Below are 18,749 nucleotides of genomic sequence, written 5' to 3' on the forward strand. Positions count from 1 at the left end.
CTTCCTGACGTTAGCCGCTCTATGCTGGTTTTTTTACAATAAGGAGAGCATATGACTAACTGGCTGCAACAAATTCAAACCGTGTTAGGGAAAGGCAAGGGCGGCGGCGAGGGCCTGAGTAAAATGCTGGCGCCGGGCGCTTTAGGCGGCCTGGCCGGGCTGCTGATCGCCAATAAATCTTCCCGTAACCTGCTGAGCAAATACGGTAAAAACGCGCTGATTATTGGCGGCAGCGCGGCGGCGGGCGCGCTGCTCTGGAACAAGTACAAGCAGCGCGTCAGCGAAACGCATCGTGAAGAGCCGCAGTTTGGGCAGCAGGCCACCGCAGTGGACAGACGCGCGGAGCGGCTGGTGCAGGCGCTGGTGTTTGCGGCAAAAAGCGACGGGCATATTGACGGCGAAGAACGTAAGGCCATCAATGAGCATATTCATCAGGCGGGGCTGGGCGCGGAAGGCGAGCAGCTGTTGCAGCGCGCTATCGATATGCCGCTGGATCCTAAAATGCTGGCGCAGGATGTGAAAAACGAAGAGGAAGCGCTGGAACTCTACTTCCTCAGTAATCTGGTCATTGATGTCGATCACTTTATGGAGCGCAGCTATCTGCAGGCGCTGGGCGACGAGCTGAAAATTCCGCAGGACGTCCGCGAGAGCATGGCGAAAGATATCCAGCAGGAGAAGCAAAAGCTGGTCGCCTGACTCTTTCCGGGCGCCTTACCCGGCCCGGAAAGCTTTTTTAACGTTGTTTATCAACTCTTGTCAACGCGCTGCGCTTGGCAATCACCGCCGTAGCTGCCACCCTTACTCTGTATAACTGATTCAGCGGGGCAGCAAATGATAAAACCACCAGTCGCTAAAAAAATACCTTACGAGATGAGCGCGCACGGCGAGACGCGCATAGACAATTACTATTGGCTGCGTGACGACAAGCGTGAAGATACGGCCGTGCTGGACTACCTGCATGCGGAAAACGACTACGGGCAGGCCGTAATGCAGACGCAGCAGGCGCTGCAGGAAAAATTACTGAAAGAGATGGTCGATCGCGTGCCGCAGCGCGACAGTTCCGTTCCCTATGTCAAAAACGGCTATCGCTACCAGCGACGCTATGATGAGGGCAACGAATATGCCGTCTACACCCGCCAGCCGGAAGAAACCGCCACGCCGGAAGAGTGGGAGGTGCTCGTTGACGGCAACCAGCGCGCCGCCCACAGCGAATTTTATACGCTGGGCGGCCTCGGCATCAGCCCAAACAATGAAGTGATGGCGCTGGCGGAGGATTTTCTGTCGCGCCGTCAGTACGGCATCCGCTTCCGCAACCTTAAAACCGGCAACTGGTATCCGGAGGTGTTGGATCACGTCTCTTCCAGCTTCGTCTGGGCCAGCGACAGCCGCACTTTTTACTATGTGCTGAAGGATAAACAGACGCTGCTGCCCTGGCAGGTATGGCGTCACCGGCTGGGCACCCCACAGCGGGATGACGAACTGGTCTATGAAGAGCAGGATGAGACTTTTTACGTCAGCCTGCATAAAACGATGTCCGAGCACTTTATTCTGATTGTGCTCAATAGCACCACTACCAGCGAAATCCGGCTGCTGGACGCCGAATTTGCCGATGCACAGCCGCAAATTTTCTGCCCGCGCCGTAAGGATCACGAATACAGCCTGGATCATTACGATCACCATTTTTACGTGCGATCCAACCGCGAAGGCAAAAATTTCGGCCTGTATCTCACCGATCATGTGAAAGAGGAAAAATGGCAAACGCTGATTGCGCCGCGCGATCACGTTATGCTGGAGGATTTTGCGCTGTTTCGCGACTGGCTGGTGGTGGAAGAGCGTCAGCGCGGCCTGACCAGCCTGCGGCAGATTAACTGGCAGAGCGGAGAAGATTACGGTATCGCTTTTGACGATCCGGCCTATGTCACCTGGCTTTCCGTCAATCCCACGGCGAATACCAGCAAGCTGCGCTATGGCTACTCCTCAATGACCACGCCGGATACGCTGTTCGAGCTGGATATGGACAGCGGCGAGCGGAAAATCCTCAAGCAGACGGAAGTTAAGGGTTTTGACGCCAACGACTACCGCAGCGAACATCACTGGATCAAGGCCCGTGACGGCGTGGAAGTGCCCGTTTCGCTGGTCTATCACCGTCAGCACTATCGACCTGGTAAGAGCCCGATGCTGGTTTACGGCTATGGCTCTTACGGCAGCTGTATGGATGCGGACTTCAGCTCCAGCCGCCTGAGCCTGTTGGATCGCGGCTTCGTCTTCGCGCTGGCGCACATTCGCGGCGGCGGCGAGCTGGGCCAGCAGTGGTACGAAGATGGCAAATTGCTGAACAAGCTCAATACCTTCCATGATTTTATCGACGTGACCAATACGCTGGTGGAAAAAGGCTATGGTAACCCGGAAAAGCTCTATGCCATGGGCGGCAGCGCTGGCGGCCTGCTGATGGGCGCAGTTATCAATATGGCGCCGACGCGCTTTCACGGCGTGGTGGCGCAGGTGCCGTTTGTGGATGTGGTCACCACGATGCTGGACGAATCTATCCCGCTGACCACGGGAGAATATGATGAGTGGGGCAATCCGGCGGACGAGCGTTACTATCGCTATATGCGTCAGTACAGCCCTTATGACTGCGTCACCGCGCAGCACTATCCGCATATGTTGGTGACCACCGGGCTGCATGATTCCCAGGTTCAGTATTGGGAACCGGCGAAATGGGTCGCGAAACTGCGTGAGTTTAAAACGGACGATAATCTGCTGCTGCTTTGTACCGATATGGATGCGGGGCACGGCGGTAAATCAGGCCGTTTTAAATCTTATGAGGGCGTGGCGCTGGAATACGCTTTCCTGATTGGCCTGGCGCAGGAGACGCTAAGCGCCGCCAGCGCCCGTTAATCCGCCGACAGAGCCCGTTCCATCGCGCTTTTGAGATCGGGCTTCAGATCCGGGATATTTTTTAGCATCCACTTCAGGTATCCCGGATCGCGCTTCACCACATCATCAATACGGCTACCGCGATATTTGCCGAACGGGAAAGTGGCGCTGGAGCCGCGAACCTGCATCCGGCGCACCATTTCTGGCGCATCCCAGCCGGAAAATTCCATAATACGGATCAGCAAAGCCGCCGTAACGTAGCAGTCGTACAGTGCCCGGTGAGCGTGGAGATCCGCTGGCGGCGTCACGTCCAGCTGTAAAGCTTCACGCAGCGCCTGGTTGCCGTATTTTTTTCCGGGCCACAGGCCTCTCGCCAGCGTCATAGTACAAATCCATTCGCCCGGCATTTCCGGCAGCATCCGACGGTCAAAGCTGGCATTGTGAGCGACGTAGTAAGGGCTGCCGTGATAGCGGCCAATCGCTTCTTCAATGGTGGGCTTGCCCAGCACCATCGTTTCAGTGATGCGGTGGATGGCCATAGCCTGACGGCTGATGGGCCGATCCGGACTGATCAGATCGCTCATAGGGTTCACGATCCTGCCGTCGATAACGTCAACGGAGGCGACTTCCACTACGCCGCCCTGCAAGCCACAGGTTTCGGTATCTATTACGCGTAACATAATTTCTCTCTTTCAGAGGGCGGTAGCCGTGCGTAAATCGTGTACTTCGCCCTGCCATTTACTGTCCTGACGTCGGGCGATAACCAGCTGCTCGCCACGACCGCCAGCGATAACCTGCCGGCCATTTTCATCCCAGACGGCGCTTTTCCCCGCGCTGTCAAAACCGCCCGTGGGCAGAGCGTGGTTAGCCATCAGCACGGCAATATTGAACTTACGCGACCAGCGCGCCAGATATTCGCAATCCTTGTGATAACCTTTTTCAGAAAGGAGCACGCTGGTGGCATAAAGATTAGCGCCACGATGCGCGGCATCGCGAGCGTAGTCTTCCACGCTGATATCGGCGCAGACCGCCATCGCCACATGATGATGTTGGTAGCCAAACACGGGAACGCTTTGTCCGGGATGGAAGAAGGGTTTTTCCGCCTCTACCAGATTGCGTTTAAAATAGGCCAGGCGCGTGCCGTCAGGCAAAAAAGCCAGCGCGCAAAGGCGTATTTTATCGCCATCCTGCAAAGGAACGCCGGTAACAATACTCATACGGTATTCTGTCGCCGCTTCGGCAAAAGCGTTAAGGCGCACATCGTCTATCGACATCGCCAGCTGGCTGGCAAGCGCAAGCTCATAGCCGGTGATGGAAAGCTCCGGGAACAGCAGTAAATCAACCTGATGTTCAGCGGCCTGACGAACAAAAGCCAGATGGCGTTCTATATTCCACTCGATTTCTCCGGGACGAGACCCTGATTGCGCGGCGGCGATGCTCCAGACGGACATAAATATACTCGCGATACGGTTTTTGAGACGTTATCTCAACCGAAGCGACCAGGAAACACAAGTTATTCGCGTAACTATTTTTGCTTCGGCTCATACGGCAGGCGGGAAAGGCTGAGCGACGCCTGTCGATAATGCGTCAGCCGCTGACGAAACCAGTCGCGCAGGGCCTCCGGCTGCTCGCGCTCCACCATCTCCGCCACGACCGGCATATTGTAGCGCTCTTTAAACGCCACGCCTGCGGCAGCTATATCAACATTGATTTTGTCTTTTTCTTCCTGCGGCAGCACCGCCAGATTGTAGTTCATGATGGCCTCCATTGACTCGCGGCAAAAATAAAGCAGACGGCCGCGTTTCGCAAGCCTGACGGCGGGGTAAAGCCCTTAACGACTCGACACTTTATTGGTAGCGGAGTATTCTTTCGGCCTTGTCGCAGCCCCGGGCTGCACCAAACGGGATGGATTCAATGCGTAGGTCAATGATTTTCGCGCTGGCGCTGAGTGCCGCCGCTTTTTCACAGCAGGTTTCTGCTCACGCCCACCTTAAAAGCCAGTACCCGGCAGCGAATGCCAATGTGGAAGCTTCGCCGCAGGCGCTGACGCTGACGTTTTCGGAAGATATCGAACCGGCTTTCAGCGGCGTTGAGGTCACGAACGCTCAGCAGCAGGCCATGCCGCTCTCCGAAGCCGAGCGTGCACCAAAGCAGCATAATCAGCTAATCGTGCCGCTGGCGAAGCCGCTGAGCAGCGGACAGTATCAGGTCAACTGGCATGTGCTGTCGGTTGATGGTCATAAAACTAAAGGAACCTACACCTTTAGCGTGCAGTAATATGTCCCTCAGCCTGTTTTATCTGCTTTCTCGCTGGCTGCATTTTGCCGCGTTGATGACGCTGACGGGCGGCGCAATCTACACCACGCTGTTGGCGCCCGCGCGTTTCCGGCCGCATCTGGCACGGCGTCTTCACCGGCTGCTGGTGGCGGCTTCGCTGCTTGCGCTGGCAACGGCGATAATGCTGCTGGTGGCGCAAACCGGTCTGATGGCCGACGGCTGGCGCGATATTGGCGATAGCGCCATATGGCAGGCGGTGCTGCAAACGCGTTTCGGGCAGGCCTGGCAATGGCAGCTGCTCGCCGCGCTGTTGGGCGTCGTCGCCTTATCAGCCAGGGGACAGCTGCGGCAGTGGCTGTTATTACTGAGTGGGGCGGGGCAGCTGGTTGGGCTGGCCTTTGTGGGCCATGCGACCATGCTGGATGGCACGGCCGGTTGGCTACAGCGTCTGAATCATAGCGTACATCTGCTGTCGGCTGCCTTCTGGGCGGGCGGCCTGCTCCCGGTAGTGATTTTGATGCGCGATATGGCGCGTTTCCCGGCGGGCTATGACGCTATCCGTACGCTGATGCGCTTTTCCCGTTACGGTCATCTGGCTGTGGCATTGGTTATTATCAGCGGCACGATTGACGCTTTTATCCTGCTGCCTGGCTGGCCGCCGGCATTTGGGCGCTACAGCCAGCTGTTGCTGCTGAAGGCGCTATTGGTAGCGGTGATGTGCGGCGTCGCGCTGTTTAATCGTTACTGGCTGGTGCCGCGCTTTCAGCCCGACGGGGAGCGCGCCCGGCACCTTTTTATCCTGACCACGCTGGCCGAGCTGCTGCTTGCCGCGCTGGTAATAGCGCTGGTGAGCGTCTTTGCTACTCTGGAGCCAGCCTGAATTTTTACCGCCTGCTGTTGGGCGTTTCTACAAGAGGTAGTGCAACATCATGAAAAAATTAGTCGGCCTGATGCTAGCTTTAAGTTTTTGTTCCAGCGCGATGGCGTCAGAGGTGATTACCGTCAGCCGCTTTGAAGTGGGCAAGGACAAATGGGCCTTTAACCGCGAAGAGGTGATGCTGACCTGTACCAAAGACGGCGCGCTGTACGCAATTAATCCCAGCACGCTGATGCAGTATCCGCTGAACGATATCGCAAAGCAGCAGCTGAAAAGCGGGCAGGTGAAAGGCCAGCCGATCGACGTTATTCAGATTGATGACCCTGCGCAGCCGGGCCAGAAAAAGAGCCTGACGCCAATTATTGAGCGTGCGCAAAAGCTGTGTGATTAAACGTTTTGCCGCGCTGGCTTCCCGGCCAGCGCGGTAGCAGTAATTGTCCACTCCTGCCATCTTGTCACTGTTTCTGCCGTTACGATCACAGAGCTGTCATATTTTAGCTGGCCCTGAACCCTACAGCTGGAAAATCTCCGCGCCTGAACTACCTTATAAAGAGCAAGGCGTCATAGCCTGCATAAATGCCAACTTTTAGCGCACGGCTCCTACCAGAGCCATTCCCCTGGACCAAAGACAGGAATCGTCTTTGGTCTTTTTTTGTTTAGGATTTTGAAACAGTAACTTATAGATAAATCAATCATTTATGCCCAGCCCTGTTGTACCCTATTACCCCTTGTAAGAACCTATGAAGCCACTTTGTAGTCACTTTTTAGCGCCATTCTTGCCAGCAGATTGTTGGTCACGGCCTCTTCCAGATGATCAGGTGCGCATGACGCATGGTCACGCCGATATCGGAATGGCCTGAGATGCGTAGCAATACCACGATATTACCTCCGGCCATCATAAAGTGGCTGGCAAAGCCGTGACGCACGCCGTGGCTCATTTGGCCTTCTGGTAACTATTACGAAGCATTAATCGCGCAAAGTGATATAAAGCCTTTTGAATTTCGTAGTGAACGCCATCAATTAGATCTGGTACTCAGGAAACTGAATGATGTTGATAGTGTGATTATTGAGTATGTTCTTAGACCAGAAGCACATGCTGACAGTGTCCGGGTTAAAGGAGATTTCAGTATCAACGAAAGTTATTTTCCTGAGATACTGAAACGGCTGGATGAAATGATTGCGTGGCAGAATTAAACATCCCGGCATCAGGTATGTTTATCAGATAATCCCCGCCGGGCGGGGATTGGTATCATGCTGGCTTTCCCGGCCAGACAATATCCGGCGTGCCGGTATCAACGGTCTGCACGTACTTCATGCACGCGGTCAGTAATGCCTTAATTTGAGCGTAGTCCGGCAACGTGATTCAGCCCGACCACTCTCGCGTGCCAGAATTACGTTGAATTAAGGTTGCCGGACTGTTTTTTAAATGTATAACTTAATTATTTTTTTAAAGGGAAAAAAGAAATAAATTATCCAGTTTATAGCGGGGGTGATAGGATGCTATTCTGCAATGACTCATAAGGGACTTATAAAGCCATGGCTTACATCGATGCTAATCTTATCAAAAACGAAACGCTGCTTTATCGCGGTGAGGTAACATTATGGGCCTTACTGCCTTGGGTGATTTGGGGTGTCATTTTAGGCGCTATTACAGCAGGTTTAGGATTGTTGTTGATACCTTTTGGCTATTTTGTAATACGTTCTAACGAAGCCGGGATAACGGACAGGCGCGTAATTGCTAAAACTGGTATTATCAAGCGAGATACAATCGAGATAGGGTTGAATAAGGTTTCCAGTCTGCAAATAAAACAAAGTATCGCAGGCCGTATTCTCGGCTATGGTTCTTTAATTATTTGCGATGTAGGTGCATCCCGTGCCCCTATAAAATATATAAAGGATCCTATGGCGTTCAGGCGCCGTTTTTTTGAGCTACAGGAAGAGAATGACGTGAAGTAATCGCGCAGCACGTACAGTCTAACCCAGCCGAAGCGCTGGGTTTTTTATCGGCTGAAGACTGTAATGCTGCATTGTTTAATGCATAGTGGAAGCTGTATATTCGGCTACCATATTGAATAATGCCAGAAAGCTTTTTTTGCCGACTGGCGTAATGGCAGCGGACAGCTCATCCATCCCTCGCGGCAGCGTCAGGAAAAATGCAGTTAGTTGCCTGGCAGAAGCAAGCCTCAGCTATCTGCCGGGCTTGCTTTATGCGTCGGCTGCCTGAAAAAGTATTTATGATGTACTTTCGGGATAACCCAGCGGGTAAAAAGGACATCGCGTTAAGCAGAAAAGTGGGTCTTCCGTACAATTATTACCAGGGAAAACGGCCCCCTACGTTTAACTCCTCCGAACCAAAATCAGGTGATTCTCCTCGTCTTGCCCGAATTTTTTCATCTTTTGTTGGCTTATGTGTATCGGCCCTGCTGGGGGGTTTACCCGGAAGGCTATCACAGCCAAACCCTTTGCAAATTTTCAGGGAAGGCGTCTTGTCCTGAGGCTGTGGGTTTGAGCATGCCGCAAGGGTAAGGGAAAGGCTCACCAGCGCAATATATTTCATTAACATTTTAAGTTCCTTTTAATAATGCCAGTTTCCATAGTAATGCTGATAATTTAAACAAAGCGTCTACGAGTACAAATTAATCGTTTGCGGTACTGGCACCATCCGTTAGTGCAATCGCCATACGCATTTTTTTTGCTACTTACCTAATTTTTTCAATTCTGTTGCCGATAAGAGCCTCTGACTATTGTAGTTTCAGCCTGCCAATATGAGTGACGGCTGGTCTGTTTTTTAAACACATGGTGTTTTTTGACAAGGAATGAAAAATGAAAAAAGTAGTAAAATGGGTGTTCTTCATTATCGTTGCGCTAATTGTGATTCGCGCGCTTACCGGCCCCAGCGAGCAGAGTAAAAACGCGGCAAATACCGGCCAGGCGCAGCAGGGTGGCGCGGCAGCATCCTCTTCACCGCAAAAAGAGGTTTACCATGTTTCCGCCACTAAACTTTTTAAAGATTATGAAGCAAACGAATTTGCCACAGATGAGGCGATGAAAGGGAAACTTATTGCCGTAACGGGCACGGTACAGTCTATCGATAAAGATTTTACCAATGCCATTATTATCAGACTGAAAACCCCGAATCAGTTTATGGCCGCCAGTATGGAGATGCAGGATTCTGAGAAAAACACGGCTTTAACGCTCAAGAAGGGCAGTCAGGTTGAGGTGGTTTGTCAGCGCATGTCACGCGTTATCGGCACGCCTTCTGGCCGTCGCTGCGTATTTAATTAACGTGCGCACGGACTATTTCTGAAACACAGCCCGGCTTCCGGCTGGCTTAAAATAGCGTGAACGCCCTGGCCACCGAGCCGGGGCTTATTTTTGCCGCAGCAGGCGCAAAGTAAGCTATCAATTTAACAGGGTCAAACTATTCCGGAAATAAGGGCCGCATCCCGCGTTAAGCTGTCTGGATTATCGGCCTGTTTTAACTCATTAAACAGGGAAAGGAGAGACGCTGCTGCAAAATAATACCGGCGGGAAGCCGGTATCGAAAAGCGTAACGGCCTTGATTACGACTGCGGCTGACCTACCGGGCCTGCGCCCAGCGTACCGCCCGGCACGGACTGCGCGCTTGGTGCATGAGGACGGCCGTCGTTACCTACCGCGCTGCTGCGATTCATACAACCCGCCAGGGATAAAACGGCCAGCAGAGCGATAAGACCTTTAGTGCAATTTTTCATAATATTTTCCGTGGGTTGAAAAAGATTCAGAGCCTTAAGCGTAGCCTGGCGTTTGTTGATTGCCAGCAGCGGCCTGACAAAAACAGAGCGGAAAAATTTTCCTGCTTCTTTATCGGACGGTGACAGAAAAATCCTCTACTACACTTAACTAACTGCAAACTAAAGGAGGCAGTTATGTTTAAACATGAAACGAATAAAGAACGTAAAGATGAAGGCGACGTGCATAAAGGTCTGCCGGAAGCCGCGCCTTCGGCTGGTAATGCTTACGAGGAAGACGATTATCCGGCCAGGGATGCGCCTGATGAACACGGTGAAGTGCCGCGGACTCGCGATGATAGCCAGGCAGATAAAAAAGATCCTTATCAGGAAAAATAAGGTTTACTCAGGCCCGCTGCGGGCCTGATGCCCGCAGGTTATACGATTGCTTTAGGGTTGTGGACAGCGCTATTCTTTAGCTTCTGAAAAAAGGAAAAGCGCCTTGCAAAGGAGAGTGCAATGAAACATAGCCGCAAATATCGGGTCTGTTACTACGGCAGCCTGATAACCATTTTCTTTTTTCTGTCGCATACTTGCCTGCCGGCCCACGATCTCATCTTCCATCCTTTTCTGCTGCTTACCTGGATTTTTATTATTCGGGGTATAGTCGCGCTGTGGCAGGATGCTGTACGTTTTTGGCAGTGGTTTAACGGCTGACGCGCGCTTAAGCAAATAAATCTGCCGCCTGGTAACGATTCTGGCTGGAGTAGGATCGGTACTGACTCCGGGCCCGCTAGCGCGTTATTATGAAAAAGCCCTGGATAAGGGTGAATAAACGCCGAACGTTTATTCTTCTGGTGCCGGGTAAAGTGCTTTTCAACACGATACTTTACCTTTCAGGCTTGTTTATCAGAGATGAAAGCTCTACGCTGCCGTTTCCACGCCACGCGATTTACGCGTCTGGCGTACTGGCAGGAGCAAGCCTGATGAAAAGTAGCAAAGAGATTTCGATCGATCAGTTTACCGACAGCGAAAAAGAGCTGATTGACGCTAAAGTGAAAGCCCTCACGCTGAAAAAAGGCCATGTTCCTTCGCAAAAAGAAGAAAAAGAGATCCTGAAAGAGGCCAAACGGCTGGTAATGAAGGATCGCGTCATCAAAGAGACCAGCAAAGCCGTCGTGGCTAAAAAACCACGCAAGCCCGCCGCCGCCAAAGAAAGCGAAGTCAAAGAGTTTAACTGGTCTGCCTCCCTGCGCAAAAATCCACGGGCGCTAAAAGGCAGCTAGCCGATAAACACTAAATGCAGCGCCCTGAATAAGACTTCCAGCAGCAAGGCGCCGCCGATGATAACCAGTGCCAGCATCAGACTGAACTGTTGATCTGTTTCCATGTTATTGCCGCTCCCTGATAAGTTAACAGACTATACTTTAGAGCCTGTTAACTGAACATTTCGTAAACATTCCAGTCATTTTTCCTTCAGGATGCAACTATGGTGTATCAATACCTTAACGGCACGGCGTGGCGGCATATCTATATTGTGGGTGATATTCATGGCTGTCTCGCCATGCTGCACGAAGAGTTAGAGGCTCAGCGATTCGATGCCGGGCAGGATCTGCTGATAGCCGTAGGCGATTTGATCGATCGTGGCCCGGACAGCCCTGGCTGCGTGGCGCTGTTGAATAAGCCCTGGTTTCGCAGCGTGCGCGGCAATCATGAAGAGATGGCTATCGGGGCGCTGACGCGGGGCGATCATCAGCAGTGGATCGGCAACGGCGGCGACTGGTTCTATAAGCTGGAAGGCATGAAAATGATTGAGGCGAAACATGCGCTCAGCCGTTGTCGCCTGATGCCCTTAATTATTCATCTGGAACTGGAAAATAGCGTGGTGGTGGTCGCTCATGCCGACTATCCGGCCGAACGCTATGCGTGGGAGGCAGCAGTCGATCCTTTTAAGGTCGTCTGGAGCCGCAGCCGCGTTGAACAGGTACAGCAAGGAAAGGGCAAGGCCATCAGCGGCGCGGACGCTTTCTATTTTGGCCACACGCCGCTAAGCAAGCCGCTGAGTGCGGCGAATTTGCACTTTATCGATACCGGCGCCGTATTCGGCAACCGGCTCACAATGGTGCAGGTACAGTAATGCTCAGGAGAACAGCTTGCCGTCCCGCACCAGCTCCCGCGGGTAGCTGTTTTTAATCCGGCTCGATACTTTCTTTGCCAGGCCAATCGGCTGCTGTTGACAGGTGACAATCACTTCGTCGGCGGGCAGCGCACGCTCAGGATAAATGTCCCGTCCGCGATACCACTCTTCGGCTTCCGCCAGCGTCAGCTCAAAACGATTTGACGCCTGCGGCTGCGTCAGAGCGATAACCGCTTCGTGCTGCCAGCGATAGCCTTTGGCAAAGGTTTCAGCCAGCTTCAGGCCGATACGCGAAAAGCGAACCCGGCCCAGCAGCGGCTCCACGGCGCGCGGAAACAGCCAGAGCTCCTTATCACGCTGCCAAAGCGCATGGGCAGCGCTGGCCCACGCCAGCCCTGATTTAGCGGCAGCGGCCGTAATTTCCTGCTCATCTTTACGTTTTACCGGCGTAAAAGGCAGCTTACCCAGTTTATAATTTGGCGCGGGCATGGGCGGCACGCCCGCTGTTTTGCGCAGTCGCGCGACAAAGAAGCCTTCACTGTCAAAAATATGTGGGAAAACGTGCAAAAAGCCTTCCGGGGTGCTGGCCCGTTCGGCGCCGGCAAACAGGTCGTCTAAAGGTTCGATGACAACGGCGTCCGGATAGCGCGCCAGCAGCCAGGCGATGACCTGCTGATTTTCGCTGCGGTTCAGGGTGCAGGTGGAATAGACCAGCGTCCCGCCGGGTTTAAGGGCATGAAAGGCGCTATCGATTAAATCGTGCTGAGTGGCGGCAATCGCCTCGGTGCTTTCCGGCGACCAGTTGCGCAGCGCATCGGCGTCCTTACGGATTACGCCTTCGCCAGAGCAGGGCGCATCCAGCAAAATGGCGTCGAAGGTTTCCGGCAGCGCCGGCCCGAAGACGCGGCCGTCGAAATGGGCGATCGCCGTATTGCTGACGCCGCAGCGGCTGATGTTGGCGTGCAGCACCTTGACCCGGCTGGCGGAGTATTCGTTGGCGAGAAGCACGCCCTTGTTGCTCATCGAGGCGGCAATCTGGGTGGTTTTAGATCCCGGCGCGGCGGCCATGTCCATTACGCGTTCCGGCGCGGGCGAACCGGCAAACAGCGCGGTTACCGGCAGCATGGAACTGGCTTCCTGAATATAAAACAGCCCCGCCAGATGTTCCGCCGTACTGCCTAAAGGCAGCGTGTCGGCATCGTCACGGCTGATCCAGAACCCTTCCTTACACCAGGGGACGGGCGTTAGCGCCCATTGATAAGGCTCGACCAGCGCCAGAAACGCCTCAACGCTGATTTTCAAGGTATTGACGCGCAGGCTGCGGCGCAGCGGCTGCTGGCTGAAGGCAATAAACTGCTCGAACCCGGCGCTGTCGGGCAGCAGCTCGCGCATCTGATTTAAGAAAAGATCCGGGAAGTACACGCGTGAAGAAGAAGACACTGAAAGATTCCGCTGGCAATAAAGTGGGGCGAGTTTATCACACTCTGCGGCGGCAAAAAAAACGGGCAGCCAGGCTGCCCGTTTCGATTATTTTGCCGGCAGCGCCGTGCCCCATTTACGCCAGTCTTTCGGCTCCTCGTCCTCCAGCAGATAATGCTTGCCGCTGGTGGCCTGCGGTGCCAGCGGCACGGTCGGCGGGGTGGCAAACTGAATGCCGCCCTGAATAAACTGTTGGAAGGTGCCGGTTTTCACCACGCCGCCAATCAGGCCAAACTTGAAGTTGTAGCCGGAGGCCAGCCAGAACACCGAGTTATTGCGCACCAGATGCTGGTATTTTTTGCTGATGCGTAGCGTAATCTGCACGCGATCGGCCATCGATCCCAGCGAGGTGCCCGTTACCGTACCGACCTCGATTCCCCGGAACAGTACCGGCGTACCGACAGACAGCGAGCCGCCTTCAGGCGCGTCCAGCACCACGTTCAGGCCATCCAGATAGCGTGCGTCGGTAATGGTTGATTCCTGTAGTTCAAAGGTGCGCTGCGCGCGGCCTTTGCCGGGATCGACATTGATATAAGGCTGGAGCAGGGTATCCAGATGATTAACGCCCGCTGCGGAAATCTCCGGCGACACTACCGAGAACCGGCTGCCCAGCCGCGCGAAATCCTGTACGTATTCCGGATAAAGCACGGCTTTGGCAATCACCTGATTTTTGTCGTTATTGAGCGCCAGAGATTCCAGCTGGCCGATGGTGATGCCGAGATAGCGGATAGGCATCCCTGAGGAGAGCTTGCTGGCGTCGTAGGTATGCAGCGTAATCTGACTGCCGACCGCTCTGGCCGCCGTTTCTGATTCAAACAGCGTGCGCTTGTCTTTACTCGTCAGGCCCGCACCGGCGCCGCTGAGGTTATCAAAGCTGATCGCGCCCTTCAGCGCGCGGTTAAGCGGCGAAGCCTGCACGGTCAGGCCGCTGCCGTTAAGCTGCACGCGCGCGCCGCCTTCCGACCAGAACACGCTGTTCGGCGTCAGCAGCTTGCGGTATTCCGGCTTGATATGCACGCGCACGTCGAACTCGTTAGCTCTTGGCGTGACCTCCACGATCTCGCCGACCTGAAACTTACGATAGAGCACCACTGAACCGGCCTGAATATCCGGCAGGCTGTTGGCGGTCAGCGTCAGGGTGGTAGGCAGCTGGTTGGTGGTGATGCCTTCGGCGGCTTTTTCCGCATTAGCAAACAGCGGATAGCTCTCTTTTGGCGCGCCCTTGCTGCCGGGATCCAGGCGAATGCCGCCGTCGATCCATTCGCGTGCGCTGGCGCCCAGCACTTCCATACCGTCCAGCCCCAGCTTAACGTCCAGCCGACTGTTGATAATAAATTTGCTGTCGCCGTGCACCAGTTCGCGATACTCAGGCGTAACAGCGATAATAAAATTCACGCCTTTTTCATTGAGCTTGCGGCTGACCACCTGGCCAATCTGCATCCCGTGCAGCATCACGGGCTGGCCCGCATCGATACCGTAGCTTTCCGGCGCGGTCAGCTTCACTTCCAGCGTGTCAGGCCGTTGCAGCAGCGACTCGTTGCTTTGCAGCACGGTAAAGCGATCCTGCGGTTCGCCTTCGCCAGGCACCAGTTCGAGCGTGCTGCCGGTCAACAGACTGCTGAGGCTGGTATCGGCGAGGGTGATTTTGGGGCTGCGCATCTCAATGCGGGTGCCGGTACGCATCAGGCCGGTTACCGACGGATCGATGGTCAGTTCGCCTTTTACCTTGCCGTCGGGCTGTAAGTTCAGCGCGGTTAGCGTGCCGACCTCCAGTCCCTGATACATCAGCGGCGTGCTGCCCGCCTTCAGGTTTTTGCCGCCGGGCAGGTCAAGCGTGATAATCACGCCGCGATGGCTGTGCGCCAAATCCGGGTAGAGCTGATAGCTGTCATCGCTTTTTGCCTGCGCGGAGTCGGCTGGCGAGTCAAACGCAATCGCACCGTTGACCAGCGCCGCCAGGCTCTCCAGCTGCACTTTGGCACCGCTCAGGCCCACATCGGCCTTCACCCCGGAGACGTTCCAGAAGCGGCTCTCTTTTTTCACCAGGTTGGTGAAGCGGCGCTCTATCAGCACGTCAACGGTTACGCCCTGATTGCCAGGGTTGATGCTGTAGTCATAGACGCGGCCAACCGGGATTTTACGGAAATAGACCAGCGAGCCGGTATTCAGCGAGCTTAAATCGGCAGCGTGCAGATGGATCATCATCTCGCCCGTGTTCATGCGATATTTCGGCTGCGTATCCAGCGCCACAAAATGCTCCTGCGGCTTGCCTTTGCCCGGCATCATGCCGATATAGTTGCCGCCCACCAGCGCATCGAGGCCCGACACGCCCGCCAGTGACGCTTTCGGCGTCACCAGCCAGAACTGCGTTTTATCGCGCAGCGCGTCTTTCATATCGCTCTTGATGCTGGCCTTGATCTTAATGGTGCGCAGATCGTCAGTCATGCTGATGCCCTGCACCAGACCCACCTCGACGCCCTGATAGCGCACCGGCGTTCGGCCAGGCACAATGCCGTCAGCGGTGGCGAAATCGATGGTAACCGTGGTGCCGCGCTCCTGGTAATTGTTCCAGACGAGCCAGCCCGCTATCAACAGCGCAATCAAAGGCAGCAGCCAGAACGGCGAAATTTTGCGGCGGCTTTTCACGCGTGCGCTAGTCGGTGTAGTCGGCGTTTCCTGTTGCATGTGCATCCCAAAGTAAACGGCTATCCAGCCACTCGACGGCAAGGATAGTAAGAATAACCGCTGAGCCAAAATAGAAGGCAGCCGGTCCCATAGTAAAAGCCAGAAGCTGGTCGCGATTCACCAGCGACATGGTTAAGGCAATAACAAACAGGTCCAGCATAGACCAGCGTCCGACCCAGGTAACTACCCGCAGCAGACGAACGCGCGTTTTCAGACCCTGTTCACATTTAAAATGGATGCTGAGCAGCAGCGTCAGCAGCACGATAACCTTGGTGAAAGGCACCAGGATACTGGCGATAAAGACCACGATCGCTACCGGAATATTGCCGGAAGCGAGGGAAAGAATACCGGAAAGAATAGTATCTTCCTGGCGCGCGCCGTTGAGATAAATAACGGAAATCGGCAGCAGATTGGCCGGGATCAGCAATACCACCGCAGAGATCAGCGCCGCCCAGGATTTTTGCAGGCTGTGGCGACGACGCAGGCGTAGCGGCGTATGGCAGCGCGGGCAGCGGCCCCGTTCGTCAGGCAGGCAGGTATGATGGCAGTTCAGGCAAACGCGCAGCTGCTCGGGGGCGATATGCGGCTGCGGCTGCGGATAAAAGCGATGCCACAGCTGTTCAACGTTGATATGAATAAGCGTCACCAGGCTCAGCGCGGCCAGCGACAGGAAGGCGAGCAGGCCGGTGCCGGGATTGATATCCGCATAGTCCTGCACCTTGATAGAAGCGACGGCGATACCGACCAGATAGATATCCAGCATGACCCACTCTTTGAGCCGATCGAGCATCAGCAGCACCGGCCGCAAATTTAAACCCAGCCGGTCACCAAAAAAAAGCCAGCCGATTGACGCCACCAGCGTGGCGGGCGCACCGATAGTGCAAAAGGCCACCATAGAGGCGGTAATCACGTTGCCCTGCTGCGCCATCTGGATAATGCCTTCCAGCAGGCTGGCGCGGATAGTGGTGCCCAGCAGCCGGATAGTCAGCAGCGGTTCGCTAAAGGCAAACGGCATCAGCAGCAGCATAGTGACGGCCATTGCCGCCAGCCGCGTCATCGACCAGTCGCGTCCGTTAAGGATACGGGCGTTGCAGCGCGGGCAGTGCGCCGACTGGTTCGATTTAACATCTGGTAAGGAAAAAAGGGTATCGCATTGCGGACAACGCTGATAACGTGCCTGAGGCAGAATTTGGCTGATAGCGTATATTTTCACGAATTATCCGGATTTGCAGGGTACGGTCAGGCAAAATCGCCCCGGCGAACCACTCTTACGTTTGTTTTTAAAGCTTCAGACCAACAAGGGTATATTAACTAACGGAATCATTCACCTTGTCCGTCTGGACATTTAATGCTTATTTTATCAGGCGAAGCCATTCCGGGCTTCGTAACAGTTTTAATAATGGTTAAAAAATGACTAAAAAAGAATTTTACTCGGATCTCAATCGTGACTTACGCGCGCTTATCGCTGGCGAAACCAGTTTTCTGGCCGCGATGGGCAACTGCAGCGCGCTGCTGTTTGAGCGCCTGGAAGGCGTTAACTGGGCCGGGTTTTATCTGCTGACGGAAGAGAAGACCCTGGTGCTGGGACCGTTTCAGGGCAAAATCGCCTGCGTACGCATTCCGGTAGGCCGCGGCGTCTGCGGAACGGCGGTGGCGGAGAGCGCCGTACAGCGCGTGGACGACGTCCATGCCTTCCCCGGGCATATTGCCTGCGACGCGGCCAGCAATGCCGAAATCGTGCTGCCGCTGGTGGTAAACGGCGAGACGATCGGCGTACTGGATATCGACAGCGTGGAATATAATCGCTTCGATCAGGAAGACGAAAACGGGCTGATTACGCTGGTTGACGGGCTGTGTGAAGTGCTTGCCGGCACGGACGTGGAAAAATTTATTCACATGAAACGCAGCTAAAGTGCTGGATCACGTAGCATTTGCTGATGGTGTCATTATAATGACGCCTGTTCATGCCTGCGCTGGTTGGCAAACCCGTTGTAATCAGGAAATTTCATGGAAAATCAACCTAAGTTGAATAGCAGTAAAGAAGTAATCGCCTTTCTGGCGGAGCGGTTCCCACAGTGCTTCAGTGCCGAAGGCGAAGCGCGACCGCTAAAAATCGGCATCTTTCAGGATTTAGTCGACCGCTTGCAGGGCGAAATGGGCCTGAGTAAAACTCAGCTTCGTTCCGCGCTGCGCCTTTATACTTCAAGCTGGCGCTATTTATACGGCATCAAAGCTGGTGCCACCCGCGTTGACCTGGACGGCAACGCCTGCGGCGTTCTGGACGAGCAGCACGTGGAACACGCCCGTAAGCAGCTCGAAGAGGCCAAGGCGCGTGTTCAGGCGCAGCGCGAGCAGCAGCAGGCGAAAAAACGCGAAGCGGGTGAAGAAACTGCCCCTCGTCGTCCACGCAAGCCGGTTCGTAAACCTTCTGCTGAAGGCGAGCAGCCTCGGGCCGCACGCAGCAAGCCGCAGCGTAATCCTGGCCGCGCGCCTTCCGCAGAACGCCAACCGCAACGCACGACACCCGTTACGGATACCGCAGCATTGCAGGTGGGTCAAAACATCAAAGTCACGGCAGGCAAAAGTGCGATGGATGCAACCATTCTTGAGATTACAAAAGATGGCGTCCGGGTACAGCTGGCTTCCGGCCTGGCAATGATAGTGCGCGCAGAACACTTGCAGTTCTGATACGGAGGCCAATCAGGGC

The 18,749-nt window shown here is 54.6% G+C and carries 21 protein-coding genes and 1 pseudogene; 13 read left to right on the forward strand and 9 right to left on the reverse strand.

From position 1 onward, the window contains the following. Positions 1–51 precede the first annotated feature (51 nt). Both AB6T85_RS00575 and AB6T85_RS00580 read left to right on the forward strand, forming a co-directional pair. Positions 52–696 (forward strand): tellurite resistance TerB family protein, encoded by a 645-nt coding sequence (locus AB6T85_RS00575; protein ID WP_301252184.1) that lies wholly within the window; start codon positions 52–54, stop codon positions 694–696. Between the two features lie 138 nt (positions 697–834). Further along, positions 835–2,898, forward strand: coding sequence for a prolyl oligopeptidase family serine peptidase (locus tag AB6T85_RS00580; protein WP_369894818.1), 2,064 nt, complete (start codon positions 835–837; stop codon positions 2,896–2,898). On the opposite strand, the gene exoX is transcribed toward AB6T85_RS00580, so the two are convergent. The 3 genes from exoX to AB6T85_RS00595 all read right to left on the reverse strand — a co-directional run bounded on the left by exoX (position 2,895) and on the right by AB6T85_RS00595 (position 4,633). Then, on the reverse strand, positions 2,895–3,557 hold the full coding sequence (exoX, locus tag AB6T85_RS00585; protein WP_253460780.1) for an exodeoxyribonuclease X: 663 nt from the start codon (positions 3,555–3,557) through the stop codon (positions 2,895–2,897). The genes AB6T85_RS00580 and exoX overlap by 4 nt on opposite strands. A gap of 12 nt (positions 3,558–3,569) precedes the next feature. Further along, positions 3,570–4,328: a carbon-nitrogen hydrolase family protein gene (locus tag AB6T85_RS00590; protein ID WP_253460783.1), complete on the reverse strand. Its 759-nt coding sequence runs from the start codon at positions 4,326–4,328 to the stop codon at positions 3,570–3,572. Positions 4,329–4,402: 74 nt separating this feature from the next. Further along, positions 4,403–4,633, reverse strand: a complete 231-nt coding sequence (locus tag AB6T85_RS00595; protein WP_125287889.1) for a DNA polymerase III subunit theta — start codon at positions 4,631–4,633, stop codon at positions 4,403–4,405. A 149-nt stretch (positions 4,634–4,782) separates the two neighbouring features. Here AB6T85_RS00595 and yobA point away from each other — a divergent pair, with 149 nt between their 5' ends. From yobA to AB6T85_RS00610, 3 genes are read left to right on the forward strand one after another with little or no spacing between them, the layout of a single operon-like run. Further along, positions 4,783–5,154 (forward strand): CopC domain-containing protein YobA, encoded by a 372-nt coding sequence (gene yobA, locus AB6T85_RS00600; RefSeq protein ID WP_253460786.1) that lies wholly within the window; start codon positions 4,783–4,785, stop codon positions 5,152–5,154. 1 nt (position 5,155) lies between these two features. Beyond that, positions 5,156–6,034: a copper homeostasis membrane protein CopD gene (gene copD, locus AB6T85_RS00605; protein WP_369894567.1), complete on the forward strand. Its 879-nt coding sequence runs from the start codon at positions 5,156–5,158 to the stop codon at positions 6,032–6,034. Positions 6,035–6,083: 49 nt separating this feature from the next. Further along, positions 6,084–6,422 carry a YebY family protein gene (locus AB6T85_RS00610; RefSeq protein ID WP_125287886.1) on the forward strand — a complete coding sequence of 113 codons (339 nt, stop codon included), beginning with the start codon at positions 6,084–6,086 and terminating at the stop codon, positions 6,420–6,422. A 347-nt stretch (positions 6,423–6,769) separates the two neighbouring features. Here AB6T85_RS00610 and AB6T85_RS00615 read toward each other — a convergent pair. Then, positions 6,770–6,984: pseudogene (locus AB6T85_RS00615) on the reverse strand (site-specific integrase); the annotation flags it as partial. 583 nt (positions 6,985–7,567) lie between these two features. Between AB6T85_RS00615 and AB6T85_RS00620 the strand changes: the two are divergent. After that, complete coding sequence (locus AB6T85_RS00620) at positions 7,568–7,987, forward strand: PH domain-containing protein (protein WP_301252179.1); 420 nt, start codon at positions 7,568–7,570, stop codon at positions 7,985–7,987. Between the two features lie 355 nt (positions 7,988–8,342). Here the strand turns inward: AB6T85_RS00620 and AB6T85_RS00625 are convergent, their stop codons facing one another. After that, a complete protein-coding gene (locus tag AB6T85_RS00625) occupies positions 8,343–8,594 on the reverse strand; it encodes a hypothetical protein (RefSeq protein WP_253460795.1) in 252 nt (83 codons plus the stop codon). A gap of 260 nt (positions 8,595–8,854) precedes the next feature. Here AB6T85_RS00625 and AB6T85_RS00630 point away from each other — a divergent pair, with 260 nt between their 5' ends. Then, positions 8,855–9,316: an OB-fold protein gene (locus AB6T85_RS00630; protein WP_369894568.1), complete on the forward strand. Its 462-nt coding sequence runs from the start codon at positions 8,855–8,857 to the stop codon at positions 9,314–9,316. Between the two features lie 278 nt (positions 9,317–9,594). Here the strand turns inward: AB6T85_RS00630 and AB6T85_RS00635 are convergent, their stop codons facing one another. Next, entirely contained in the window at positions 9,595–9,765 is a 171-nt protein-coding gene (locus tag AB6T85_RS00635) for a hypothetical protein (RefSeq protein ID WP_253460801.1), read from the reverse strand. A 174-nt stretch (positions 9,766–9,939) separates the two neighbouring features. On the opposite strand from AB6T85_RS00635, the gene AB6T85_RS00640 reads away from it, so the two are divergent. The 4 genes from AB6T85_RS00640 (at position 9,940) to AB6T85_RS00655 (ending at position 11,878) form a co-directional block, all read left to right on the forward strand. Further along, positions 9,940–10,140 carry a hypothetical protein gene (locus AB6T85_RS00640; RefSeq protein ID WP_369894569.1) on the forward strand — a complete coding sequence of 67 codons (201 nt, stop codon included), beginning with the start codon at positions 9,940–9,942 and terminating at the stop codon, positions 10,138–10,140. A gap of 120 nt (positions 10,141–10,260) precedes the next feature. Next, the gene (locus AB6T85_RS00645) at positions 10,261–10,458 is read left to right on the forward strand and encodes a hypothetical protein (protein ID WP_253460807.1); all 198 of its coding nucleotides are present in this window, start codon (positions 10,261–10,263) and stop codon (positions 10,456–10,458) included. A gap of 269 nt (positions 10,459–10,727) precedes the next feature. After that, positions 10,728–11,027, forward strand: coding sequence for a DUF3811 domain-containing protein (gene yjbD, locus AB6T85_RS00650; protein ID WP_125287823.1), 300 nt, complete (start codon positions 10,728–10,730; stop codon positions 11,025–11,027). A 203-nt stretch (positions 11,028–11,230) separates the two neighbouring features. Beyond that, a complete protein-coding gene (locus tag AB6T85_RS00655) occupies positions 11,231–11,878 on the forward strand; it encodes a metallophosphoesterase (protein WP_253460810.1) in 648 nt (215 codons plus the stop codon). Between the two features lie 3 nt (positions 11,879–11,881). On the opposite strand, the gene rsmF is transcribed toward AB6T85_RS00655, so the two are convergent. From rsmF to yebS, 3 genes are all read right to left on the reverse strand, one after another. Further along, complete coding sequence (gene rsmF / locus AB6T85_RS00660) at positions 11,882–13,318, reverse strand: 16S rRNA (cytosine(1407)-C(5))-methyltransferase RsmF (RefSeq protein ID WP_369894570.1); 1,437 nt, start codon at positions 13,316–13,318, stop codon at positions 11,882–11,884. A gap of 87 nt (positions 13,319–13,405) precedes the next feature. Further along, on the reverse strand, positions 13,406–16,042 hold the full coding sequence (locus AB6T85_RS00665; RefSeq protein WP_253460812.1) for a PqiB family protein: 2,637 nt from the start codon (positions 16,040–16,042) through the stop codon (positions 13,406–13,408). Continuing rightward, on the reverse strand, positions 16,011–17,255 hold the full coding sequence (gene yebS / locus AB6T85_RS00670; protein ID WP_369894571.1) for a membrane integrity lipid transport subunit YebS: 1,245 nt from the start codon (positions 17,253–17,255) through the stop codon (positions 16,011–16,013). The genes AB6T85_RS00665 and yebS overlap by 32 nt, the downstream gene beginning before the upstream one ends. 197 nt (positions 17,256–17,452) lie before the next feature. Between yebS and msrC the strand changes: the two genes are divergently transcribed. Together msrC and proQ are read left to right on the forward strand one after the other, a co-directional pair. After that, positions 17,453–17,953, forward strand: coding sequence for a free L-methionine (R)-S-oxide reductase MsrC (gene msrC, locus AB6T85_RS00675; RefSeq protein ID WP_253460817.1), 501 nt, complete (start codon positions 17,453–17,455; stop codon positions 17,951–17,953). Positions 17,954–18,049: 96 nt separating this feature from the next. Continuing rightward, a complete protein-coding gene (gene proQ / locus AB6T85_RS00680) occupies positions 18,050–18,730 on the forward strand; it encodes an RNA chaperone ProQ (protein ID WP_369894572.1) in 681 nt (226 codons plus the stop codon). Positions 18,731–18,749 lie beyond the last annotated feature (19 nt).

It is taken from the genome of Erwinia aeris (assembly GCF_041224955.1).
Taxonomy (GTDB): domain Bacteria; phylum Pseudomonadota; class Gammaproteobacteria; order Enterobacterales; family Enterobacteriaceae; genus Erwinia; species Erwinia aeris.